Genomic DNA, 20357 nt, shown 5'->3' on the forward strand with positions numbered 1-20357 from the left:
TAAAATGAGTATAAGAACAATTATTGGATTAGAAATTCATGTTGAGCTTTCCACAAAATCTAAAATATTTTGTAGCTGTAGTACAGACTTTGGTAGTACAGCAAATAGTCAATGTTGCCCTATTTGTATCGGAATGCCAGGTAGCCTCCCTACACTGAATAAAAAGGTGGTAGATTATGCAGTTAAGGCAGGACTCGCTCTAAATTGCAATATCGCTAGAGAAAGTAATATGGATAGAAAAAATTACTTTTATCCAGATCTAGTAAAGGGATATCAAATTACCCAATACGATCAACCTCTATGCAAAAATGGTTTTTTAGAAATTGGACAAGGGAAAAATATAAAAAAGATAGGTATAAAGAGAATCCATATAGAAGAAGATACGGGAAAATCCTTGCATACTAATCAAGATGTAACATTACTTGACTATAATCGGAGCGGGGTACCTTTAATAGAAATTGTTACAGAGCCTGATTTAAGCAGTGCAGAGGAAACTAAGGAGTTTCTAGAAAGCTTGAGGGATATTTTAAAATACATTGGAATTTCAGATGTAAAGATGGAAGAAGGTTCGCTTCGTTGTGATGTTAATATTAACGTTGCAAATGAGAATGGAAAGTCTTTTTCTAATATAACTGAATTAAAAAACCTTAACTCTTTTAAATCTGTAGTTAAGGCAATAGAGTTTGAAGAAAATCGACATAGATTGCTTTTACAAGAGGATAAAAATACTTCTAAAGAAACAAGACGCTGGGATGATATAGCAAATATAACTATCTCTATGAGATCTAAGGAAACTGAATATGACTATAGATACTTTCTGGAGCCAGACATTATGAATATTGCACTTAGCGAAGATGAAATAAACAAAATTAAAGAGACCTTACCAGAACTACCTAGGGATAAAAGGGAGAGATGGGCAACTATCTTTAAATTACCAGAATACGATATTAATATTTTAACTTCTTTCTTAGAACTAGCTAATTTTTTTGAAGAAACTATGGCCTATTATAATAGCCCTAAAAAACTAAGCAATTGGATTATGACAGAGCTTTTAAGAAGGTTAAAGGAAGAGGAAATGGATATTAATCAGCTAATATTTACACCTAAGGACTTGGCGGAACTATTAGATCTAATTGATAAGGGGGTAATTAATAACTCCATTGGAAAAAAGGTATTTATGGAGATGTTTAATGGTGAAGGGAAACCAAAGATCATTGCAGAGAAAAATGGGTGGATACAAATAGAAGATATTAAAGTTATTGATGAAGTGCTCCGAGGAATATTAAGAGAAAATCCTCATTCGGTGAATGATTATAGAAATGGTAAAGACAGAGCCTTTGGGTATTTAGTGGGTCAAAGTATGAAGGCTTTAAAAGGTAAAGGAAACCCCCAACTTATTAATAAGGTGCTAAAAAAATTACTAGAGGAATAAACAGAAACTCTGATAATATGGAATGTTATATAGAATAATTAAAAAAATCTCTATAGGAGCGATTAGAAAGTGAAAAGATGGGTTATGGATGATACAATTTTTGATAAAGATCATAAAAAGAAGAACATTTTAGAATAGGCATTATTAAACCTTCTATCAATAGGGCTTTTGTATTGCCTACTCCCCAAAAATATCATCTTAAATGGAGTTATGTTAGGTATTAGAAGGCTTAGGCTTTACCCTCTTTTTTTAGATCTATTTCGTAGTAACACTTTTGCTAGTCTGTAATATATTTGTATTAGAAAAGGAGTAAAGCAATAATCAACTTTTCTAATATAAAAATAGGGAAGGCGAACATAATGAATTATAGCCAAGAAATTAATACACAAAGGTGCGATGATCTAATTAGTATAGGTGCAACATGTGTAGCTCAGATAGAAGCAAGGTTTTTCTGGCTTATAGAAGTCGAAATGGACGTTATGGGTAAATTAAGGGAAGAAGTGATTGTAAGAGAAATAACAGCGACTCAAGCAACAGTACTAATAGCAACAGGAGTTATGCGTTGTCAAATAGTTGATACACCTCCTACTTCAATTCCAGGAACAGAAGAGGAGCCTATTTGTGCGTTTGTAGTAGGTAAAAATGTGTTCTTAGTATTTAGTGTGAAAAATAAAACTGACCGTCTGGTTCTAGTTAGAGCACCTTTATGTATGTAGAATTATTTAATCAAATTATGTCACGGTGATAGTTTCTAAATGAAATACTGAAATAAAATGGTGGGGTAGCTTATGCTTTACCCTATTTTTTTATTTTAATTTATTGTAACTAAAGCTTCTAAACGTTAATATCATAGCTTTAAGAGTATATTTTATTTTCTATTAATCTTTTTATTATATGCTTTCATATTCATAATATGAGTTAATAGAGGGATTTTTTGAAATTTATAATAGTTGAAAGGAGGACACATTATGGTTGAATTAACCTTAGTACACTGGATTTATGTAGTAGTGGTTATCATTGTTCTAGCAGTAATGATTATGAGAAGGGATACGTTAATACCATGTGTTATAGGAATATTTTTAATGGGGTTGGCTTCTAAAAAGGGTATTGTGGGAGCCGCAGGAGGTATATTTAATTCCTTCGTTGTTGCAGGGGTGGAATTACTAGGAATTATATTTATTATTTCTGTAATTGTATCCATGTCTAGATTACTAGAAGATATAGGGGCAAACCAATTAATGATTAGGCCATTGACAAAACTAATAAAAACACCAAATCAAGCTTTTTGGTTTATTGGAATTGTAATGCTTCTTGTATCTTGGTTTTTTTGGCCTTCTCCTGCTACTGCATTGGTAGGAGCTGTATTACTACCAGTAGCTTTAAAGGTAGGGTTACCTGCAATTGGGGCTGCTGTAGCTATTAATTTATTTGGCCATGGACTAGCTTTATCAAGTGACCTTGTTATTCAAGGAGCACCTACAATAACCGCAAGCACTGCAGGAGTAAATGTAGCAGAACTTACGAGCAAAGGTATACCTTTATTTGCAGTTATGGCAGTTGTTACTATTACTGCAGCCTATATTTTATTAAAAAGGGATATGAAAAATGGCACTCTAAAGCTTGACAATACAATGATTAAAGAAAGCGATACTGAGGAAAAAGAAGTGCGGCCAGTTGCAAAGATTGCAGCTTTTATAGTTCCTATAGCTTTCGGATTAAATATTTTAGCTATGTTTATGTTTGAGCTAAGGGGTGGAGATGCTACAGCCCTAATAGGCGGAACAGCAGTCTTAATATTAGTAGTTTTATGTTTCTTAGAATATAAATCTAAGGCTTTAGAAAAAATCACCGACTACATTAAAGCAGGATTTGTATTTGGTATAGAGATATTTGGACCTATTATTCCAATAGCTGCATTTTTCTACATGGGAGATATGGGATCTTTTTCTCAAGTAATGGGAGCAGGAGCACTACCAGCAGCATCTCAAGGCATTTTAGCTGATCTTGGTACAGCTTTAGCTTCAGTAGCACCGATGAATAGACCTACAGTCGCCATTATGGAAATGGGTATAGGTGGCCTTACTGGACTTGATGGATCTGGTTTTTCTGGTTTATCATTAGCAGGAGCAGTAGCTAAGGTATTTGGTACGGCAGTAAATGGAAGCATAGCTGTATTAGCAGCTTTAGGTCAAATAGGATCAGTCTGGGTTGGAGGAGGAACTATAGTACCTTGGAGTTTAATTCCTGCAGCAGCTATTTGTAATGTACCACCTATGGAATTAGCACGTAGAAATCTTGTCCCCGTAATGATAGGATTGATTGTTACCACTATTGTAGCCATATTTTTAATCTAGAACACTTTAATTAGAACAACAAAGCTCACTAGTAATACTTTTACTGATGAGCTTTGTCTTTACATAACTGAAATAATATCGGAAAACTTTAAACATAATAAGTATAAAAAACACTAATAATAACTAATATTAGATTTTTTTATCCCACCATCCTTTTTGTTCTTAAAATACGCACAATCTTGTTCTTGTGTGTTTGATACCGAGGTTACATGGGTTAAAGTACATTCGCCTTCCTTTTCATAAACACAAGGACTAATACATTGGATCATAGTCACAAAAACCACCTCCTAATATATATTTTGTCTAAAATAAGTTTTAAAATGCCATGCAATTATTGTTATTTAAACAAAAGGAGGCAGATTATTAATGTTCTTTGATGATTATTTAAAAACTAATAAGGTTTATCATATTGCACCTATTAATGATTTAAACCAAATTTTATTAAATGGAATTAAATATGATGATAAAGTCACTTATGGAGATAAATATTATGACTTTCATTGCTTTATTGATAGCTTAAAGCCATCACATATACCATCTTGGGTAAAAAGAAAAAAATCTATATTTGCAACAATGAATTATCGTGATCATCCTAATTTTTACTCTCACAATGTTGTAATGGCATTAACTATAGACCCATCAAGATGTTGGGTTGCTAACGAAAATACAGCGAATCAAACATATGAACCCTTTGTTTTACAAGAAGTAGAACTCTTAAATGGAGCCAAGGAATATATGAAACAGGAAGGTAAACGTCTAATAGAAGAATATTGGGAAACATCATTAAGCTTTGAAGATAACTTAAATAAACGTATGGATTTAAAGGAAGGCTATGATGCAGAAGTTTTAATATTACATTCTATTGATCCTAAAGATATTGAAATATTATATATAGTTTCTGATCATAAGGTTATGGAATTTAATGAGTGGAAGAAAGTATTTTGTAAAGGTAAATAAGACATTCTATGATATAATATTTGCATAAACAAGTAAGGATAGGGGATGCAAATACAGATGGAAATAGGCAAAATACCTACAGAAGTGTTAAAGGAAGTAATTTTTTCTAATATTAAACATAGACGGTCTGAAGTGTTGGTTAGGCCTAATATTGGCGAGGATTGTGCAGTAGTAGATTTTGGTGATTATGTTTGTGTAATGAGTACTGATCCTATTACTGGAGCTATTAAGGACATTGGTAGTTTGGCAATACATATTTCCTGTAATGATATAGCTTCTAGTGGTGTTGAACCACTTGGAATAATGTTGACTATTATGGCACCGCCGAATACAACTAAAGAAGATTTAAGTTATGTTATGGCAGAGGCAAATAAAGCTGCTGCTTCTATTAATGTAGAAATAATCGGAGGCCATACAGAAATTACAGATGCTGTTAACCGAATGATAATTAGTGCTACAGCCATAGGCAGACAACTTAAAAGTAAATTAGTACTTTCTGAAGGTGCAAAAATTGAAGATGCAGTGTTTATGACTAAACACGTAGGACTGGAAGGGGTAGCTATAATAGCTAGAGATTTAGAAGAAAAATTAAAGGACAAGATTAGTTACGATATAATTAAATCTGCTCAGGAATTTTCTAAAGATATAAGTGTAGTTAAAGAAGGAATTCTGGCTAGCAGTGTAGGAGTGCATAGTATGCACGATGTTACTGAGGGTGGAATTTTTGGTGCTCTATGGGAATTAGCAGAAGCATCGGGACTAGGTATAGAAGTATATGAGGATAATATAAATATAAGGGAAGAAACAATGCAAATATGTAAGTTGTTTTCAATTAATCCAATGAGATTAATTTCTAGCGGAGTTATGGTTATTACTGTTTCTCAAGATAAGAAGGATTTGATGGTTGAAGCTTTTAATAGTAAAGGCATGGATATAACAGAGATTGGAAAAGTTATAAAAGAAGGACGTATAGTTGTAAAAGGAGATAAACTAATAGATTTAGAACCTCCATATGTAGATGAGTTATACAAAGCATTTGAAGGTTAGCATATTATTAATTATGGGGAAGGGCATAAGTCCTTCTTTTTCGTGCGCAATTTTTTATTATATGCAACCTTTTTCCATTTTATTCGTCAAAAACTATAGTATTATTACATCTTAATTACAATTTACCATATTCATTGACATAAGATTTTACATAATGATATAAATAATAGTAAAGGAAGTCATTGGTAATAGAAATTAATATTATTGAGCGGGCTAATGTTTAAATTGTTAATAAAAAATAGGAGGGGACCAATGAGAAAATTAATTTCGAGTATATTATTTCTAATAATTTTAATTACTTCTCTTACAGTTTCTTTTGCAGATGGATCTTTGAATAAGATTTTATTAAAAGAAAATGGTATAGGGAAAAACTATCAAGTAGTAAATCTTAAAATAGATGGCAGAACAGTAAAATCTGCAGATGTGCCTCCTATAATTTACCCACTAAATAATCAAGAAAGAACTTTAGTACCATTAAGAGTTATTATAGAACACTTAGGGGACAAGCTAAATGCTGATATTGAGTGGGATGAAGCTAAACAAGAAGTAAAAGTTAAGACTAAAGATAAGGAAATACTTTTAAAAATTGATAGTCCTATAGCTTTAGTTAATGGCGTTCAAAAAAGGCTTCCAGACAATATTCCTGCAAAGCTTCTTGCAATAGGAGATAATAGTAGAACTATGGTACCGGTTCGCTTTTTTGCAGATGAGCTTGGACTTAGCGTATCTTGGGATGAAAAAACTGTAACTGCTTCAATAGACATGCCTAAAGTGCCTGAAGAAGAACCTATCATCAATCCACAGCCTCCGCAAGAAAACGTTGCAGACGTTACAGATGTTAGAGTTGAAATGAATGGATCTATACCTCAAGTTCGTATTAAAACATCAAAACAAATTGACTACGAACAATTTAAGTTAGCAAATCCTGAAAGATTGGTAATTGATCTAAATAATGCGAGATTTAATTTAAGTGACAGGAATAAGCTAGAGAGTAATGGAACTTTACATATTCAGACCAATAGTGAGGTAATAAAAGGTGTTAGAGTATCACAATTTCAAAATGATCCATTTGTAACTAGAGTTGTAATGGAGCTAGGAAGGCAAAATGAACATGAAATAAGCTTTGATGAGAAAAGTGGAGAAATTGTAATAAACTTTACTAATTATATTCGTAATGTAAAAAAAGAAATTATGAATACAAAAGAAGTTATTGTTATTGAAGGAGATTCTGTTGCTGATTATAGTATAATGCAATTAAGTGACCCAGAACGTTTAGTAGTAGACATTAAAGGTGGAGTGCTACATAGTGACTTTAAAAATAATCTTATAAGCATAGATGGTAAAGTAGCAAAGACAATTAGGGTTTCTGAGTACACGCCAGAAAATAACAGTACAAATGAGAAAAATGTACGTGTAGTAATAGATTTTCAGGAGAATAGTGCTTATAATGAAGCTTATGCAGAAATAAATGGTAATAAATTGTATTTACATTTAGAGGGTGAACCTTTTAAAGCAATAAAGTATGAAGAAACTGGATGGACGACTTCAAGACTTACACTTAAGGGTTCAACAGTTACTAGATATAGTATAGGACGTCAATTAGCATCTAATTTGATAGAGATAACAGTTCCTAAAAAAGATATTGAGCTTGAACTGGCAAGTCTTAATATTAATGACCATATTATAAAGTCAATTAATATATCAGAAGACCTAAGCCAAGGTAATTACAATGTAAAATTAGAATTACAAGATTCTGTAGAACATAAGTTACTTTCAGCTGAACAAAGTCAAGATTTAGTATTAGAATTAAATAACAAAAATGCTAAATACAGAGAAATGCTTGTTGTTATTGATCCTGGACATGGAGGTAGAGACCCGGGTACTACTTCTTCAATACTTAAGATGCATGAATCAGAAATTGTATTGGATATATCTACAAGACTTAATAAATTATTGACAGAAGCCGGATTTAGAACTTATATGACCCGTGTAGATAACCTAACCCCTAACATCAAATTAGAACTACAAGATCGTGCAGATGTGGCAAATAGTTTGAATGCAGATATATTTATTAGTATTCACGCAAATGCTGTAGAAAATGTCCCCACGGCTAATGGACTTGAAAACTTTTATCATCCCGATGATATAAGGGGTAAAAAGCTTGCAGAGGTATTTCAATCCGAAATGATTAAGAATTTAGGTATAAACAATAGAGGGGTAAAGCCAAATAACCTGTCTGTACTTAGAAATACAACAATGCCGGCAGTATTAACAGAAACAGGATTTTTAACAAATGCTGGAGATGAGGCAAAGCTTGCAACAAGCGAGTATCGTCAGCAAGTTGCAGAGGCAATGTTTAAAGCAACTGTTAAATATTTTGAAGAAACAAGATAAGTATTAAAGAATAGAGACTATTTTTAGTCTCTATTTTATTGTTTTGATATTAAGTGTTAAATTTCTAGTTAATAATTCTGAAATATTAATAAATAATATTAGATGATTAAAGACAAATTTGAGGTATAATAATTATTAAAAGGAAATGTTTTGGAGGGGAAAATATGGAAGCTGTTTTGGGTTATTTATTAATTTTTTTAGCACGATTAACTGATGTGAGTATGGCTACTATTCGTATGATTATGGTAGTAAGGGGTAAACGAGTAATCGCTGCATGTATTGGATTTGTCGAGGTAACCATTTATGTGTTGGCAATAGGAAAGGTACTTAGTGGTATGGATAATCCATTAAATGTGCTCGCGTATGCCTCAGGTTTTGCTACAGGTAACTATGTAGGTATTTTCCTAGAAGAGAAAATGGCCCTAGGAAATATTATTGTACAAGTAATTTCAGACTATGAGGTTACACAATTAGTTGAAAAACTAAGAGATAATGGTTTTGGAGTTACAGTAATAGAAGGCTATGGACGAGAGGGTATAAGACACCTTTTAAATGTATCCCTACAAAGAAAACATTTATCCAAACTATATAATGTAGTAGATAACCACGATAAAAAAGCTTTTGTTACAGTAACCGATGCCCGTGCTATTCGTGGTGGATATTTTGCAGGTTTGAAGAAGAAATAATGAATAGTTAAGAGTCCTCTATAATATAATTGCAATATAAGACTTTCATCTAACGCATGGAAAGTATAAAGGAATTATATGATTGGGGGACGGAGTATATGAGATATTTGCGGTGGTTGGCTATTTTGCTTATAGTTTTATCCGTATTTTCATTAACTGCTTGTGGAGTTTTTAGAAAAGACAAAGATGTTAGTCTAGTTATTGATACAGGTGTACTAGAAGAAGATGGATTAAGAGAAACCGTTCTTTATTATCGAGATCAAAAAGGGATTATAGTTCCAGTTATGAAAAAGATACCATGGGAAGATGGAATTGCAAAGGCTGCTGTAAGCCTACTAGTAGATGACCCAGGGGTTAGAGATGACTTAGCTACCGTAGGATTATTACCAGTATTGCCTACTGGAACAGAGGTAATAGGAATGTCAATAAACGAAGGATTAGCTAAAGTAGATTTCAATAATAATATTCTATCCTATGATACTGAAATTGATGAAAAGACTATAGTTCAATCACTTGTATACACATTAACTGAATTTGAAGCAATTGATAAAGTTCAGTTATTGGTAGATGGCAAGGAAATGAGTAAGCTTTCCTTCGGCACAAAGGTTAAAACTCCTCTGGAAAGAGAAAATATTAACTTGAGCTTAGAGTTACAAGAAGAAGAGGTACCAGTAGTAGTATATTACAAAACTACTACCAATGGTGAAGATTCTTTTTATATTCCGGTAACTAAGGGGGTTAGTGCAATAAAGGCAGATATTAAAAGTGTTTTAACAGCATTAATTGAAGGTGCTCCTGAAAGCACTGGACTGTATAGCGAATTGCCAGCAGGTGTAATGTTAAATGATGTTTATGTAAAAGATGGAGTTGCATACATTGATTTAAGTAAAGAAATTGAAAATATGCCGAATAACAAAGCACATCAACAATCAATGATCTACGAATTAGGCCTTACATTAAGAGAAATAGAACCTTCAATTTCTCAGATTCGTATTTTATCTGGAGGAAAGGAAATAAAGTTAAATTCAGATGTAAGCTTAAATTTACCAACCTATTCAAATAAACATTAATTAAACCGAGATAATATCTCGGTTTTTTGTTGTAGTAGTGAAATCATCAAAGATGATTTTTTGTATATAAAAGGCAAACTATGATACAATATTACATGAAAAACATTTTATAAATACATATAACTTGAGGAAAGGAAGATGATCTTTGAATAGAAATAATGGAAGAGGCTATGACGAGTTAAGACCTGTAAAATTTACAAGGAATTATACAAAATATGCCCAAGGTTCGGTATTAGTAGAAATGGGGGAAACAAAGGTAATTTGTACAGCTACTATCGAAGATCGTGTACCTCCTTTTTTGAAAAATACGGGAAAAGGCTGGATAACAGCAGAGTACTCTATGTTACCTAGTTCTACACAAAGTAGAAAAGTAAGGGAATCCAGTAGAGGAAAAGTAGAAGGAAGAACCCAAGAAATTCAAAGATTAATAGGTAGAGCATTACGTTCTGTAGTCGATTTAGATTCTATTGGAGAAAGAACTATATGGATAGACTGCGATGTAATACAAGCTGATGGTGGCACCCGTACAGCTTCAATTACTGGATCTTTTGTGGCATTAGTGGATGCTTTAAATAAGCTTAAAGAAGAAGGAGCATTAAAATACATACCAGTTAGTAACTTTGTATCTGCTGTTAGTGTAGGTATAATAGATGGGCAGACTATGCTAGATTTATGTTATACAGAAGATTCAACTGCTAAGGTAGATATGAATATAGTAATGACAGATAAAGGGGAATTTGTTGAGGTTCAGGGCACAGGAGAAGAATCACCATTTAGTAGAGAGGATTTAATGGAGCTATTAAGACTCGGTGAAAAAGGAAATACCGAGCTAATTAGACTTCAAAAAGAGGTTTTAGGCACTATAGCTGAGGAAGTTGGTGAAATTAAAGAAAATAAAACTGAAGAGAAAGATGCGCATAATGGAGGCAACAATGAAAAGTAGAGAAGAGTTTAAAACTGTATACCAGGCAGTAATTGCAACAGGAAATAAACATAAATTAGAGGAAATAGGTGTAATTTTAAAAGATTTTCAGTTAGAGGTTCTTTCCATGAAGGATGTTGGATTAGACGGACTAGAAATAATAGAAGATGGTAATACATTTGAAGAAAATGCACTAATCAAGGCAAAAACAGTTATGGAGAAAACGGGAAAACTAGCGCTTGCAGATGATTCTGGATTAGAGGTTGATATATTAAACAATCAGCCTGGAATATATTCAGCTAGATTTGCTGGAGAGCATGCAACTGATAAGGAAAATAATGATAAGCTTCTTAAACTACTTAAAGATATTCCGTTAGAGAAGAGGAGAGCTAGATTCGTTTGTGCCATGGCGGCTGTATTTCCTAACGGAGATATTGTTGTTTTAAGAGGAGAGTGTTCTGGTGTAATTGGTTTCGAGCCAAAAGGTACGTCTGGTTTTGGTTATGATCCTTTGTTTATAATAGAGGAATATGGTAAGACATTCGCAGAATTAGGAGAAGAAAGGAAAAATAAGATTAGCCATCGGGCTATTGCTCTAGAGAAATTAAAAGAGGAGCTAAAGACACGATTAGAAGGTGAGTAGCTTGAAAATAGGTGTAATTAGTGATAGTCATGGAATGTGTAAATATATTGATTTAGCTATGGCGCATTTAAAAGATGTGGATTTAATTATCCATGCAGGAGACAACTATAAAGATGCAAAGTATATAGAAAAAAATTATAATATTAAGGTAGTAGCGGTTTCTGGTAATTGTGACATAGGTGGCATAGACGAACGGATTGAATTAATAGGTGGTAAAAAAGTTTTTATTACTCATGGTCATAATTATGAAGTAAAAATGAATATAAATGTAATCTTCTATGCAGGTAAACAAAATGATGCGGATATAGTTATATTTGGTCATAGTCATATACCATTTTATGCAGTAGAAGAAGGTATGGTATTACTTAATCCAGGCAGTACTAGTCTGCCTAGAGGCGGATCAGAAAAAAGCTGCTGTATTATTACTATTGAAGAAGATATAAAGGTGGAATTCATTAATATATAGTTTCGGGGGGAAGGTAGTTTGCCTTCTCTTTGTACTATAAAAAATATATAGTATAATATAAAGCTGTAAAATTGCTAGATATCTGATGAAAATTATTAAATATTAATTTTTGAGGAATAATAAGAAAAACTTTGAAAAACAAAGTATAACTTTTGTATTTTATGTACATCTTTAATAAGGAAGATTTATATGGATTGAAGTTTAGTCTTAAATTATGTATACTAGATTTTGTCGCTAAATGAACCTTCTAGGGTGGTAGCTATATTTTGAACGCTTGAAAATTTAGGATAAATTTCAAGTGGCCCAGGAGTCGGTATGATAGCAAGATACGACTTTTCTTTAGTTGACAACTAATAAGTACTTGACATAATAATGATTATATGGTAACATTATTAAATGTTAAGGCATTAATTAAATATGCGGGTGTAGTTCAATGGTAGAACGTCAGCCTTCCAAGCTGATCGCGAGGGTTCGATTCCCTTCACCCGCTCCATTAAACACGTACCTATAGCTCAGCAGGATAGAGCAATGGCCTTCTAAGCCATGTGTCCGGGGTTCGAATCCCTGTAGGTACGCCATTTTTATGGTGGATGTAGTCAAGTGGTTAAGACACAGGATTGTGGCTCCTGCACTCGTGGGTTCGACTCCCATCATCCACCCCAAATGTTGGGATATAGCCAAGTCGGTAAGGCAACGGACTTTGACTCCGTCATTCCGCAGGTTCGAGTCCTGCTATCCCAGCCAACTTAATATTTTCTACGGGTATGCCGTAGACATGCAGGTGTGGCGGAATTGGCAGACGCACTAGACTTAGGATCTAGCGGGTAACCGTGGGGGTTCGACTCCCTTCACCTGCACCACATGCGGAAGTGGCTCAGTGGTAGAGCATCGCCTTGCCAAGGCGAGGGTCGCGGGTTCGAGTCCCGTCTTCCGCTCCAATAAATAGGTATCTATAGCTCAGCAGGATAGAGCAATGGCCTTCTAAGCCATGTGTCCGGGGTTCGAATCCCTGTAGGTACGCCAAAGTAAAAAGTTAGATTAAGATAATTAATCTAACTTTTTTGTTTTTGATAATATATATATATATTTCTAGTATTATAAATAGGTACAAGAAATATTGCACTAGGAAAAGATATATCAATTAGAATAAGTGTAGAGGTAAGTTAATGGCATCTATTATGATGTGTCTTATGATAAAACTACTGTGTCTTATATAAAATGAAAATACGTATATTGCAAAAAATATTATAGTATGTTATATTTAGAAGGTATCTATTTTATAATCTAAATACATGCGCCCTTAGCTCAGCTGGATAGAGTAGCTGACTTCGAATCAGTTGGTCGCAGGTTCGAATCCTGCAGGGCGTGCCAAAACCTTAATTTGTCAACGTAGCCACACGTTGGCATTTTTTATTGTTTACTAGTTTTCCCACATAAGGAAAGATGTAAATTATAAAAATATATCATTAATTTTGCTCGCCGCCTCAATTTTCTTTTCAGAACTAACATACGGCAATAGGTAAGACTTTGAAGTTGTCTCTGTCCTTTGCCCTGCTCTAAACCATACATGAGACTTTCACCTCATACGACTTTCCATAAAAGATTAAAGTTTTCTAATTTAAAACGTTATTTCCAGCTAATATTCGGTACTTATTAATAGTTTTTACTAGACTTTTACTAGGGTTAATTAGTTCCGTGTATTTCTTGATTGTTTGACTTTCGGTGGCATAAATTAATTTGTGTATCTCATATGTTATGATCATTAGATTTTTATATTCATAAGAGTAAGATTTTAGTTTCATCCTGAACATACAATACTGTATCAGAGGTATTCCCAATTATATTTAGTAGCTTGCCAGCTTTTTTAAAAGCTTCTTGAAGCTCGGGATCTCCTTTTGTAGGTTTATATTGACCTCTTTTATATGAAAAACCTATTTTAATTAACATCTGTCGTATCCATTCTGAATTATTCAGAAATGAATTTTGCGGTATTTTTATGTTGTATTTCAAGTATTAGCTACAACTAATGAAGAAAATATAACGTAACTACTAAAACTTAAATTAAGAATAATGTTCTTTGGAAGCTGAATAATACGGTGTTAAAAACAGAAATTTGCTATAATAATGTAGAAAATATGGTATGATTTTCTTGTAGGTAAAACGTAGTTGTTAAATATGGCGAACTAATTTGCAGTTAAAGGGGATACTTTTATGAAAAGTATTAATAAAAGGCAATTTATTATACTTTGCACCGCACCAATTCTTTGTATTTCAATGTTGTTATTAATACCATTGCTAACCAACAAAATAGGGAAAACCAGAGGATATATTGGAGGGTTTTGGATATATTGGCTTGTTTTTTGCCTTCCAGTTTCTTTATATAGCTGTAATGGGCTTAGTGGATTGAAAGGAGTCTATTCTCAAAGATCTAACATTAAGACATCAGAAAGAATTATATGGTATCTAATAGCATTTATGCCTTGTATAGCTACTTTTTTTATTGTATTTAAGAATTTTGTTCCGATAGCAGGATTCCAGGTTTTGGTGATTGCTTTAGCGTATGCACTAATAAATGGAACTATTGAAGAACTGTTTTGGCGTGGAATTTTTAATAAAGTTTTTAATAATAATATTTTTTTAGCATACATATATCCGACGATATTTTTTGGTACTTGGCATATAGCATTATATTTTGCAAAAGGAATGGTATATCAAGGTGGATTTGTTTCATTAGTTGGTGGTGCATTTTTTATGGGATTATTATGGGGCTGGGTTGCATATAAAACAAAATCTATTAAAATTGTGACAGTTGCTCATATAATAACTAATTTTTTTGCTTTTACAGGTATGATTTTTGAGAACTGGTTTATTTAATTATATTGCACATTATTCATATTAGATGTAATAATGATAAAAACGAATAAATATAAAAAATACCGTATTATAAAGTGTAATTTGTATTATTAATAAATTAATGAAAGGGATATAATTATTATGAAAAATTGGATTAATACAGAGGCTGATATTTTTATTAAAGCCAAAGAAATTGTAAATAAATATGATGTAGCAGACTTACTTACAAGCGCGCCAGAAGATGAGTATGAATCTGAAATTGTTGATATCTTAAATAGATGTTGGCACATAACTGATGTAAATGTAATGTCGGATAAGTTGGAAGGGATATTTGATTATTGGTTTACTAAAAATGCTTATGATGATAGAAAGATACCCAATTTAGCTAAAGATTTAACGAATCTTTTCAATAATATAGAGTAGTATGTTAAAAATTATAATTATAAATACAAGAATTGGAAAGATCCTAAGGAAATTGTGCCAACAAAAAGGAGTAGAAATATTAGAAGCAACAGTTTGTACAGATCATATACATATGTTCATAGCTATACCACCCAAATATAGTGTTTCAAGCGTCATGGGATATTTAAAAGGGAAAAGTTCATTAATGATATTTGATAGACACGCAAATTTGAAATACAAATATGGAAATAGACATTTCTGGTGCAGAGGATATTATGTAGATACAGTAGGACGCAATGAAAAAGCAATCAGAGAATATGTTAGAAATCAAATACAAGACGATATAGCCAGTGATCAAATAAGTCTTAAAGAATATATGGACCCGTTTAAGGGCGAGCAAGAAGAATGGGTATTACGGAAAGCATATGCTTATTTACATAAGTGGATTGCTTTTGCAATACCATAAGAAACAATGCGGAAAATTATTTCTTATTTATATCATATGGATAAGGATCATTTGGATGATGGGGAACTAAATAAGAGTGTATAGAATGTTAGGGTAGGGGTTAGGCTCTACCTCTTTTTTTATTTTTGCAGATATTAATAATTGTCTAGTATTTAAATAAATATTATGCAAAAAATAAGATCAACTAAATATAAAAGAGGTGAATTAATTTGAGTAGGAGAGGTCCGCTAGATCCTAATGCAGTAAAAGCATTAAACGAAATGAGACTTGAAATAGCCAAAGAATTAGGTGTTACTAATAATATTATTGCAGAAAAGGATAATACACATATATATGAGCAGATTAAAATTGGTGGAAAAATTGGAGGTAACATGACAAGAAGATTAGTAGAGATTGGACAAAATCAACTGATTAATAAAAAACAATAAAAGAGTAAAGGACAGCTTCGATATTCTATATAACAAAATATTAAAGTATCAAAGTATCAATAATGTCATTCATAAGATATGAAAGGAGAATACATATGAAATCGTGGAAAAAGCCACTCAAGTTTATTACCATTTCGCTAGTAATTATTATTGGGTTAGTAAGTTGCCGCGCTGCCAAGATACCAATAAATGAAAGAATTCAAACTCCTACTGAAAAAACAACACCAGTAAAACCTTAGACATTTAGAACTATGGCAGTTTTATTTTATACAGCGAATGAAGGTATAAGTGTAACTGAAAATATAGTGTTGTTTGGTGTGCATTTACCTCCTGATATATTAGATGCGCTTAAAAAACTAAAAGATAATACAGAAAATAAAATGTTAGGGTAGAAATTGACAAATTACATGTTTATAGGCAAAACAGTTACATAGCATGTAGTATGCAACCATTTAAGGGGAGCACCTATTAATTTAGGTTACTCCTCTTTTTATTTCTACACAAATATATCACAATATATAATTTGTTACATAATATATATTACAGCTACTAACAATTGAAATTGAGAAAGGTGGTGTAATGTATGAGCGGAATTGTTGAAAATAAAGGATGTAACGGAGGTTTCGATGGTCTTTTCGGAGGTAATTTCATTTTTATCATCTTTTTAATTATTATCTTATGTTGTGTATGTGGAGGCAGACGCGGTTTTTTCGGTTTCTAAACTTTAAAAACAGTGTTAGGGTAGAGCATAAGCTCTACTCTTTTTTTTATTTTGTATAGAGATATCACAATTTATAGATAACTTCATAATATATTATAGCTACTAAAATTTTAGAACAGAAAGAAAAAAGTTCTATACTTAGTGGTAATTAAAGTAAAAAGGTAGGTGTAATATATGTCTGAAATTGCTAAAAAAGGTGGAGGTTTTGGTGGTTTTTTTGGAAATCAAAGTAGTATGCTTTTCTTCTTCTTGATTTTGGTTATAATTTTCTGTAACTGTGGTGCTTTTGTAGAATCTGGAGATAGTTTATTATTCTTCTTCCTATTACTTGTTGTACTATTTTGCGGACGTGGCTTTTTCTGTATCTAAATAGAAAAAATAAAATTAGGGTAGAGCTTAAGCTTTGCCCTCTTTTTTTTATGCATTTTTAAAACAAAACACCTCACAGAATTAGTTATATTCAATTATTTTTTACATATCCATATGTTATATCATTTATATACATGCGCTTGTTAATCGCTTACTTTTTAATTCAGCAGTAGACATATTGCAGACACTTGTTATTTGGGGCGTTATTAACCTTTTGGAAGGTTATGGTAACCATAACACCAGTGCAAATGGGCAAGGTGCATAAGGAAGCAACTACGCAACACTAAAACAACATGATAGACAGCCAACAGACAGGGAAATATATTCACAAAAATCCTTATTCAAATTTTAGAGCATATTCACTAATTTTGCTTTAGCATAGTGATAAAAAAGGGCACATCCCGATGTTTCTTTGATATGCAACGCAAAGTTGACAGGAAGAAACGCTAACTTGGTTGTATATTCATGCTGTGTTATTTATAATTTAAGTACAGAAAAGGGGGTGAACATATATGACATTTGGCGAAAAATTAAAAGCTCTTAGAAAAGAGCATGGATATTCACAAGAGGAATTTGCACAGCATTTAGATGTATCGCGCCAAGCCGTGAGTAAATGGGAAAGCGACAGGGGGACACCGGAAACAGAAAAATTATTGCGGATTAGTACAATATTTGGTGTTACTTTAGATTATCTTCTGAAAGATGAACATACAGAGGATAATCAATATAATGGAGGGTATTATGTCAGTCGTGAAATGATAGACGGATTTCTCTCTTATAAACGTCAGGGAGCCAAAAGAATTGCAGTGGGTGTTGGATTGATAGTTCTGTCAAATATCTTCGGTTGTGTTCCTGTTTACAGGCAAGTTGCACTGGTATTCTACTGGGTAACAATGGCATTGGGAATAGCTGTATTGGTATGGCATATTTTTCAGCCTAAACGTTATCAAGAGATAGGGGAAAAAACGCTTTTGTTTGATGACACAACAATCAAAGAGTTTAGGATAGAGCATGAAAAGAATAGAAAAAGATATGCTTTGCTGATAATTCTTGGAGTTATTATCTTAATTCTAAGTCCGCAAATTACCTTGATTGCCGAAAATTATTTTGACAGCGATGTAAGAAATGGATTGTCATGGATTTTGCATACTGCTTGGGCGGCCCTCTTTATCCTGTCAGGGCTTGCACTTCGTGCGGAAAATGTGATTGCACAAAACGCAAAGTATATCTCTAAAAAAAACAGCAAAGGTTGGTTTGCATGGGTCTATATAGCCCTGCCTGTTACTGTAATAGCAGTGGTAATCGGGATAGTTACAAATGCTTGGAGTCCAATTATACCTATAATTGCCTTGTTTTGTATTTTGTTGGCAACAGTATGTAAATTGTTGATAGAGGGGAGAAATTCTAAATGAACAAAAAAATAATTATTACCATAGCATTGTCACTAATTACTATTTTAAGCGGTTGTTCTATTGGTACAACTACAAATGATAAAGAATATACTTCTCAGGACTTGCAACGCCTTTCCTGTATAGAGGTCTATTCGGCAGAAGATAATGTATTGATTAACACTATTGAAGATAGCGAAGTGCTATTCCAGTTCAATGAGTTAGATAGTGAAGTTTCAGGCTTTGCAGGTAAAGGGAAAGAAATAGAGAAAATGCTGGAAGATAGCATACCAATGTATAAGATTGTAATTTATAAAACTCCTGCCGCAACTTATAATGACGGCAAACTAGAAAAAATAGTTACAATTACAACCTATAAAGATATAAACATGATTAAGACGGAAGTGTCAGCGGAAACAATCAAGTCCTTTTCTGTGCCATCCAAATACTTAACATTTTATGAGGATATTACGGACGAAAAAATGGAATTTCTTGTTTCGTTGGCAAGTTTTTAACCCAAGAATGATGAATCAGACGATATGGAGGGTGCTAAACAATCCTATCACTTAGGAAATCCTAATATTGCTAAAATTGAAATTTATTCTGAAAACATCTTGATTAAATCGATTACAGACCAAGATAAATGTGCTGAATTTCAAGATAAGTCAGCCGGTTCTGAAAGCAACTATAAAAATGACAAATTTTATGATGTGCTTTCCGACTTAAATCAAGAATATGTTTTTGTTGTCTACAAAGAGGAAAAAACACTATTAGGGGATTCTCAGTATGAAAAGATGTTTGAATTAACAGTTTATGAGAGTTCTACTGTTATGAAAATGTATACTCCCCAAGAAGCCTCCCCATTTGGTTTGCAATTGTCGGAAAAAGAAAAAAACGTTGCTCGATGGTAGTCAGTTGTGCCCTAATACTGTTCTAGTCATGACCGCCAGCTAAGCCGGCGGTCATGATTACCATTTCATAAAACCTTTAATGATGATCAGATTAGGGATATTGTGCCTCTAATAAGCACAACAGGTTAAACATGCTTAATTAATTATTATTTTATGTTGTGATACTGAGACAAAAGTTGATCAAGTAATTCGCTCAGTTTAACTACCTCTGAGTCAGTGAGATTGTATTGTTTTTTACATATCAAGTCATGTAGTTCAACCTTAACAATTTCTATTTCATTGATTAATTCTATCAATTTATTTTTGTTACACAAAATACATACCCCTTTTCGATAATTATTACATTTAACCTGTTGTACTATGGAAATTTTACAGTAGAAATAAGGTAAAATATAGGAATATAAATAAAAAACTAAAAAATACTTAGGCCACAGCAGAAGATGGATATAAATGAACTAATACTTATGCTGATTCAATTTCTAAATTTGATCTATTGACAATTCTACTTGAATATGATATTCTTTATCAATAAGAGCGAGATGAGTATATAATGTAAGAAGGGACGAGATTGTGATGTTATTATCAAAAGCAAAGATCGGCCAGACATTTAATATTAAACAAGTTGAAGGTAAAGAAAATATAAAAAAGTTTCTTTTTACTTTGGGATGTTTTGAAGGGGAAGAGATTACTCTTATTTCCAAACTTGCAGGTAATTATATAGTTAATATTAAAGACAGTAGATATGCACTTGATGAAAAAATGGCAAAATCTATTGTGTTAGAAGCATAATGTTTAGTTTTGTATTAAATATTACATCATAGATATGCTATGTATCATAGCATATTATA

25 protein-coding genes, 8 tRNA genes and 1 pseudogene are annotated in these 20357 nt (G+C 32.6%); 31 read left to right on the forward strand and 3 right to left on the reverse strand.

Going from position 1 to position 20357, the window contains the following annotated elements:
- The first annotated feature begins 4 nt into the window (after nt 1-4).
- The 3 genes from gatB to HYG84_RS08545 all read left to right on the forward strand — a co-directional run bounded on the left by gatB (nt 5) and on the right by HYG84_RS08545 (nt 3786).
- The gene (gene gatB, locus HYG84_RS08535; RefSeq protein ID WP_212375775.1) at nt 5-1432 is read left to right on the forward strand and encodes an Asp-tRNA(Asn)/Glu-tRNA(Gln) amidotransferase subunit GatB; all 1428 of its coding nucleotides are present in this window, start codon (nt 5-7) and stop codon (nt 1430-1432) included.
- Nucleotides 1433-1791: 359 nt separating this feature from the next.
- A complete protein-coding gene (locus tag HYG84_RS08540; protein ID WP_212375778.1) occupies nt 1792-2148 on the forward strand; it encodes a spore coat protein in 357 nt (118 codons plus the stop codon).
- A gap of 252 nt (nt 2149-2400) precedes the next feature.
- On the forward strand, nt 2401-3786 hold the full coding sequence (locus HYG84_RS08545) for a hypothetical protein (protein ID WP_212375780.1): 1386 nt from the start codon (nt 2401-2403) through the stop codon (nt 3784-3786).
- A gap of 113 nt (nt 3787-3899) precedes the next feature.
- On the opposite strand, the gene HYG84_RS08550 is transcribed toward HYG84_RS08545, so the two are convergent.
- Nucleotides 3900-4061 (reverse strand): hypothetical protein, encoded by a 162-nt coding sequence (locus HYG84_RS08550; RefSeq protein ID WP_212375784.1) that lies wholly within the window; start codon nt 4059-4061, stop codon nt 3900-3902.
- A gap of 91 nt (nt 4062-4152) precedes the next feature.
- On the opposite strand from HYG84_RS08550, the gene HYG84_RS08555 reads away from it, so the two are divergent.
- The 16 genes from HYG84_RS08555 to HYG84_RS08630 all read left to right on the forward strand — a co-directional run bounded on the left by HYG84_RS08555 (nt 4153) and on the right by HYG84_RS08630 (nt 13342).
- Nucleotides 4153-4743 carry a hypothetical protein gene (locus tag HYG84_RS08555; RefSeq protein ID WP_212375787.1) on the forward strand — a complete coding sequence of 197 codons (591 nt, stop codon included), beginning with the start codon at nt 4153-4155 and terminating at the stop codon, nt 4741-4743.
- Between the two features lie 57 nt (nt 4744-4800).
- Nucleotides 4801-5790, forward strand: coding sequence for an AIR synthase family protein (locus tag HYG84_RS08560; protein WP_212375790.1), 990 nt, complete (start codon nt 4801-4803; stop codon nt 5788-5790).
- A gap of 252 nt (nt 5791-6042) precedes the next feature.
- Nucleotides 6043-8184 (forward strand): N-acetylmuramoyl-L-alanine amidase, encoded by a 2142-nt coding sequence (locus HYG84_RS08565; protein ID WP_212375793.1) that lies wholly within the window; start codon nt 6043-6045, stop codon nt 8182-8184.
- Nucleotides 8185-8348: 164 nt separating this feature from the next.
- The gene (locus HYG84_RS08570) at nt 8349-8870 is read left to right on the forward strand and encodes a DUF2179 domain-containing protein (protein WP_212375797.1); all 522 of its coding nucleotides are present in this window, start codon (nt 8349-8351) and stop codon (nt 8868-8870) included.
- Between the two features lie 98 nt (nt 8871-8968).
- A complete protein-coding gene (locus HYG84_RS08575; RefSeq protein WP_212375800.1) occupies nt 8969-9940 on the forward strand; it encodes a GerMN domain-containing protein in 972 nt (323 codons plus the stop codon).
- A 145-nt stretch (nt 9941-10085) separates the two neighbouring features.
- Nucleotides 10086-10883: a ribonuclease PH gene (gene rph, locus HYG84_RS20840; RefSeq protein ID WP_212375803.1), complete on the forward strand. Its 798-nt coding sequence runs from the start codon at nt 10086-10088 to the stop codon at nt 10881-10883.
- On the forward strand, nt 10873-11505 hold the full coding sequence (locus HYG84_RS20845; protein WP_212375806.1) for an XTP/dITP diphosphatase: 633 nt from the start codon (nt 10873-10875) through the stop codon (nt 11503-11505). The genes rph and HYG84_RS20845 overlap by 11 nt, the downstream gene beginning before the upstream one ends.
- Complete coding sequence (locus HYG84_RS08590) at nt 11498-11971, forward strand: metallophosphoesterase (protein WP_249168565.1); 474 nt, start codon at nt 11498-11500, stop codon at nt 11969-11971. Before HYG84_RS20845 ends, HYG84_RS08590 begins: the two co-directional genes overlap by 8 nt.
- 419 nt (nt 11972-12390) lie before the next feature.
- Nucleotides 12391-12464, forward strand: a tRNA-Gly gene (locus tag HYG84_RS08595).
- An 8-nt stretch (nt 12465-12472) separates the two neighbouring features.
- Nucleotides 12473-12549 (forward strand) — tRNA-Arg (locus HYG84_RS08600).
- An 8-nt stretch (nt 12550-12557) separates the two neighbouring features.
- Nucleotides 12558-12633 (forward strand) — tRNA-His (locus HYG84_RS08605).
- Between the two features lie 5 nt (nt 12634-12638).
- Nucleotides 12639-12715, forward strand: a tRNA-Gln gene (locus tag HYG84_RS08610).
- Between the two features lie 33 nt (nt 12716-12748).
- Nucleotides 12749-12831 (forward strand) — tRNA-Leu (locus HYG84_RS08615).
- A 3-nt stretch (nt 12832-12834) separates the two neighbouring features.
- Nucleotides 12835-12909 (forward strand) — tRNA-Gly (locus HYG84_RS08620).
- A gap of 8 nt (nt 12910-12917) precedes the next feature.
- Nucleotides 12918-12994, forward strand: a tRNA-Arg gene (locus HYG84_RS08625).
- Between the two features lie 271 nt (nt 12995-13265).
- A tRNA-Arg gene (locus HYG84_RS08630) sits at nt 13266-13342 on the forward strand.
- Nucleotides 13343-13747: 405 nt separating this feature from the next.
- Here the strand turns inward: HYG84_RS08630 and HYG84_RS08635 are convergent.
- The gene (locus tag HYG84_RS08635) at nt 13748-13918 is read right to left on the reverse strand and encodes a helix-turn-helix domain-containing protein (protein WP_212375809.1); all 171 of its coding nucleotides are present in this window, start codon (nt 13916-13918) and stop codon (nt 13748-13750) included.
- Nucleotides 13919-14182: 264 nt separating this feature from the next.
- On the opposite strand from HYG84_RS08635, the gene HYG84_RS08640 reads away from it, so the two are divergent.
- The 11 genes and pseudogenes from HYG84_RS08640 (at nt 14183) to HYG84_RS08690 (ending at nt 19509) form a co-directional block, all read left to right on the forward strand.
- Nucleotides 14183-14845 carry a CPBP family intramembrane glutamic endopeptidase gene (locus tag HYG84_RS08640; protein WP_212375812.1) on the forward strand — a complete coding sequence of 221 codons (663 nt, stop codon included), beginning with the start codon at nt 14183-14185 and terminating at the stop codon, nt 14843-14845.
- Between the two features lie 120 nt (nt 14846-14965).
- Entirely contained in the window at nt 14966-15247 is a 282-nt protein-coding gene (locus tag HYG84_RS08645; protein ID WP_212375814.1) for a hypothetical protein, read from the forward strand.
- Between the two features lie 19 nt (nt 15248-15266).
- Nucleotides 15267-15692: pseudogene (gene tnpA / locus HYG84_RS08650) on the forward strand (IS200/IS605 family transposase); the annotation flags it as partial.
- A gap of 209 nt (nt 15693-15901) precedes the next feature.
- Complete coding sequence (locus tag HYG84_RS08655) at nt 15902-16120, forward strand: alpha/beta-type small acid-soluble spore protein (protein ID WP_212375817.1); 219 nt, start codon at nt 15902-15904, stop codon at nt 16118-16120.
- A 95-nt stretch (nt 16121-16215) separates the two neighbouring features.
- Nucleotides 16216-16359, forward strand: a complete 144-nt coding sequence (locus HYG84_RS08660) for a hypothetical protein (RefSeq protein ID WP_212375820.1) — start codon at nt 16216-16218, stop codon at nt 16357-16359.
- Nucleotides 16360-16371: 12 nt separating this feature from the next.
- Entirely contained in the window at nt 16372-16512 is a 141-nt protein-coding gene (locus tag HYG84_RS08665; RefSeq protein WP_212375823.1) for a phage holin family protein, read from the forward strand.
- A 503-nt stretch (nt 16513-17015) separates the two neighbouring features.
- On the forward strand, nt 17016-17210 hold the full coding sequence (locus HYG84_RS08670; RefSeq protein ID WP_212375826.1) for a hypothetical protein: 195 nt from the start codon (nt 17016-17018) through the stop codon (nt 17208-17210).
- Between the two features lie 178 nt (nt 17211-17388).
- Nucleotides 17389-17475 carry a Maff2 family mobile element protein gene (locus HYG84_RS20850; protein WP_442860804.1) on the forward strand — a complete coding sequence of 29 codons (87 nt, stop codon included), beginning with the start codon at nt 17389-17391 and terminating at the stop codon, nt 17473-17475.
- Between the two features lie 247 nt (nt 17476-17722).
- Nucleotides 17723-18622 (forward strand): helix-turn-helix domain-containing protein, encoded by a 900-nt coding sequence (locus HYG84_RS08680; RefSeq protein WP_212375829.1) that lies wholly within the window; start codon nt 17723-17725, stop codon nt 18620-18622.
- Complete coding sequence (locus tag HYG84_RS08685; protein WP_212375832.1) at nt 18619-19113, forward strand: hypothetical protein; 495 nt, start codon at nt 18619-18621, stop codon at nt 19111-19113. The genes HYG84_RS08680 and HYG84_RS08685 overlap by 4 nt, the downstream gene beginning before the upstream one ends.
- Nucleotides 19114-19137: 24 nt before the next feature.
- On the forward strand, nt 19138-19509 hold the full coding sequence (locus tag HYG84_RS08690; RefSeq protein ID WP_212375835.1) for a hypothetical protein: 372 nt from the start codon (nt 19138-19140) through the stop codon (nt 19507-19509).
- A gap of 146 nt (nt 19510-19655) precedes the next feature.
- Here HYG84_RS08690 and HYG84_RS20855 read toward each other — a convergent pair whose 3' ends face one another.
- Nucleotides 19656-19823, reverse strand: coding sequence for an aspartyl-phosphate phosphatase Spo0E family protein (locus tag HYG84_RS20855; protein ID WP_212375838.1), 168 nt, complete (start codon nt 19821-19823; stop codon nt 19656-19658).
- Between the two features lie 259 nt (nt 19824-20082).
- Here HYG84_RS20855 and HYG84_RS08700 point away from each other — a divergent pair, with 259 nt between their 5' ends.
- Nucleotides 20083-20298, forward strand: a complete 216-nt coding sequence (locus tag HYG84_RS08700; protein WP_212375841.1) for a FeoA family protein — start codon at nt 20083-20085, stop codon at nt 20296-20298.
- The last annotated feature ends 59 nt before the right edge of the window (nt 20299-20357 follow it).

The organism is Alkaliphilus sp. B6464 (genome assembly GCF_018141165.1).
GTDB lineage: Bacteria > Bacillota > Clostridia > Peptostreptococcales > Natronincolaceae > Alkaliphilus_B.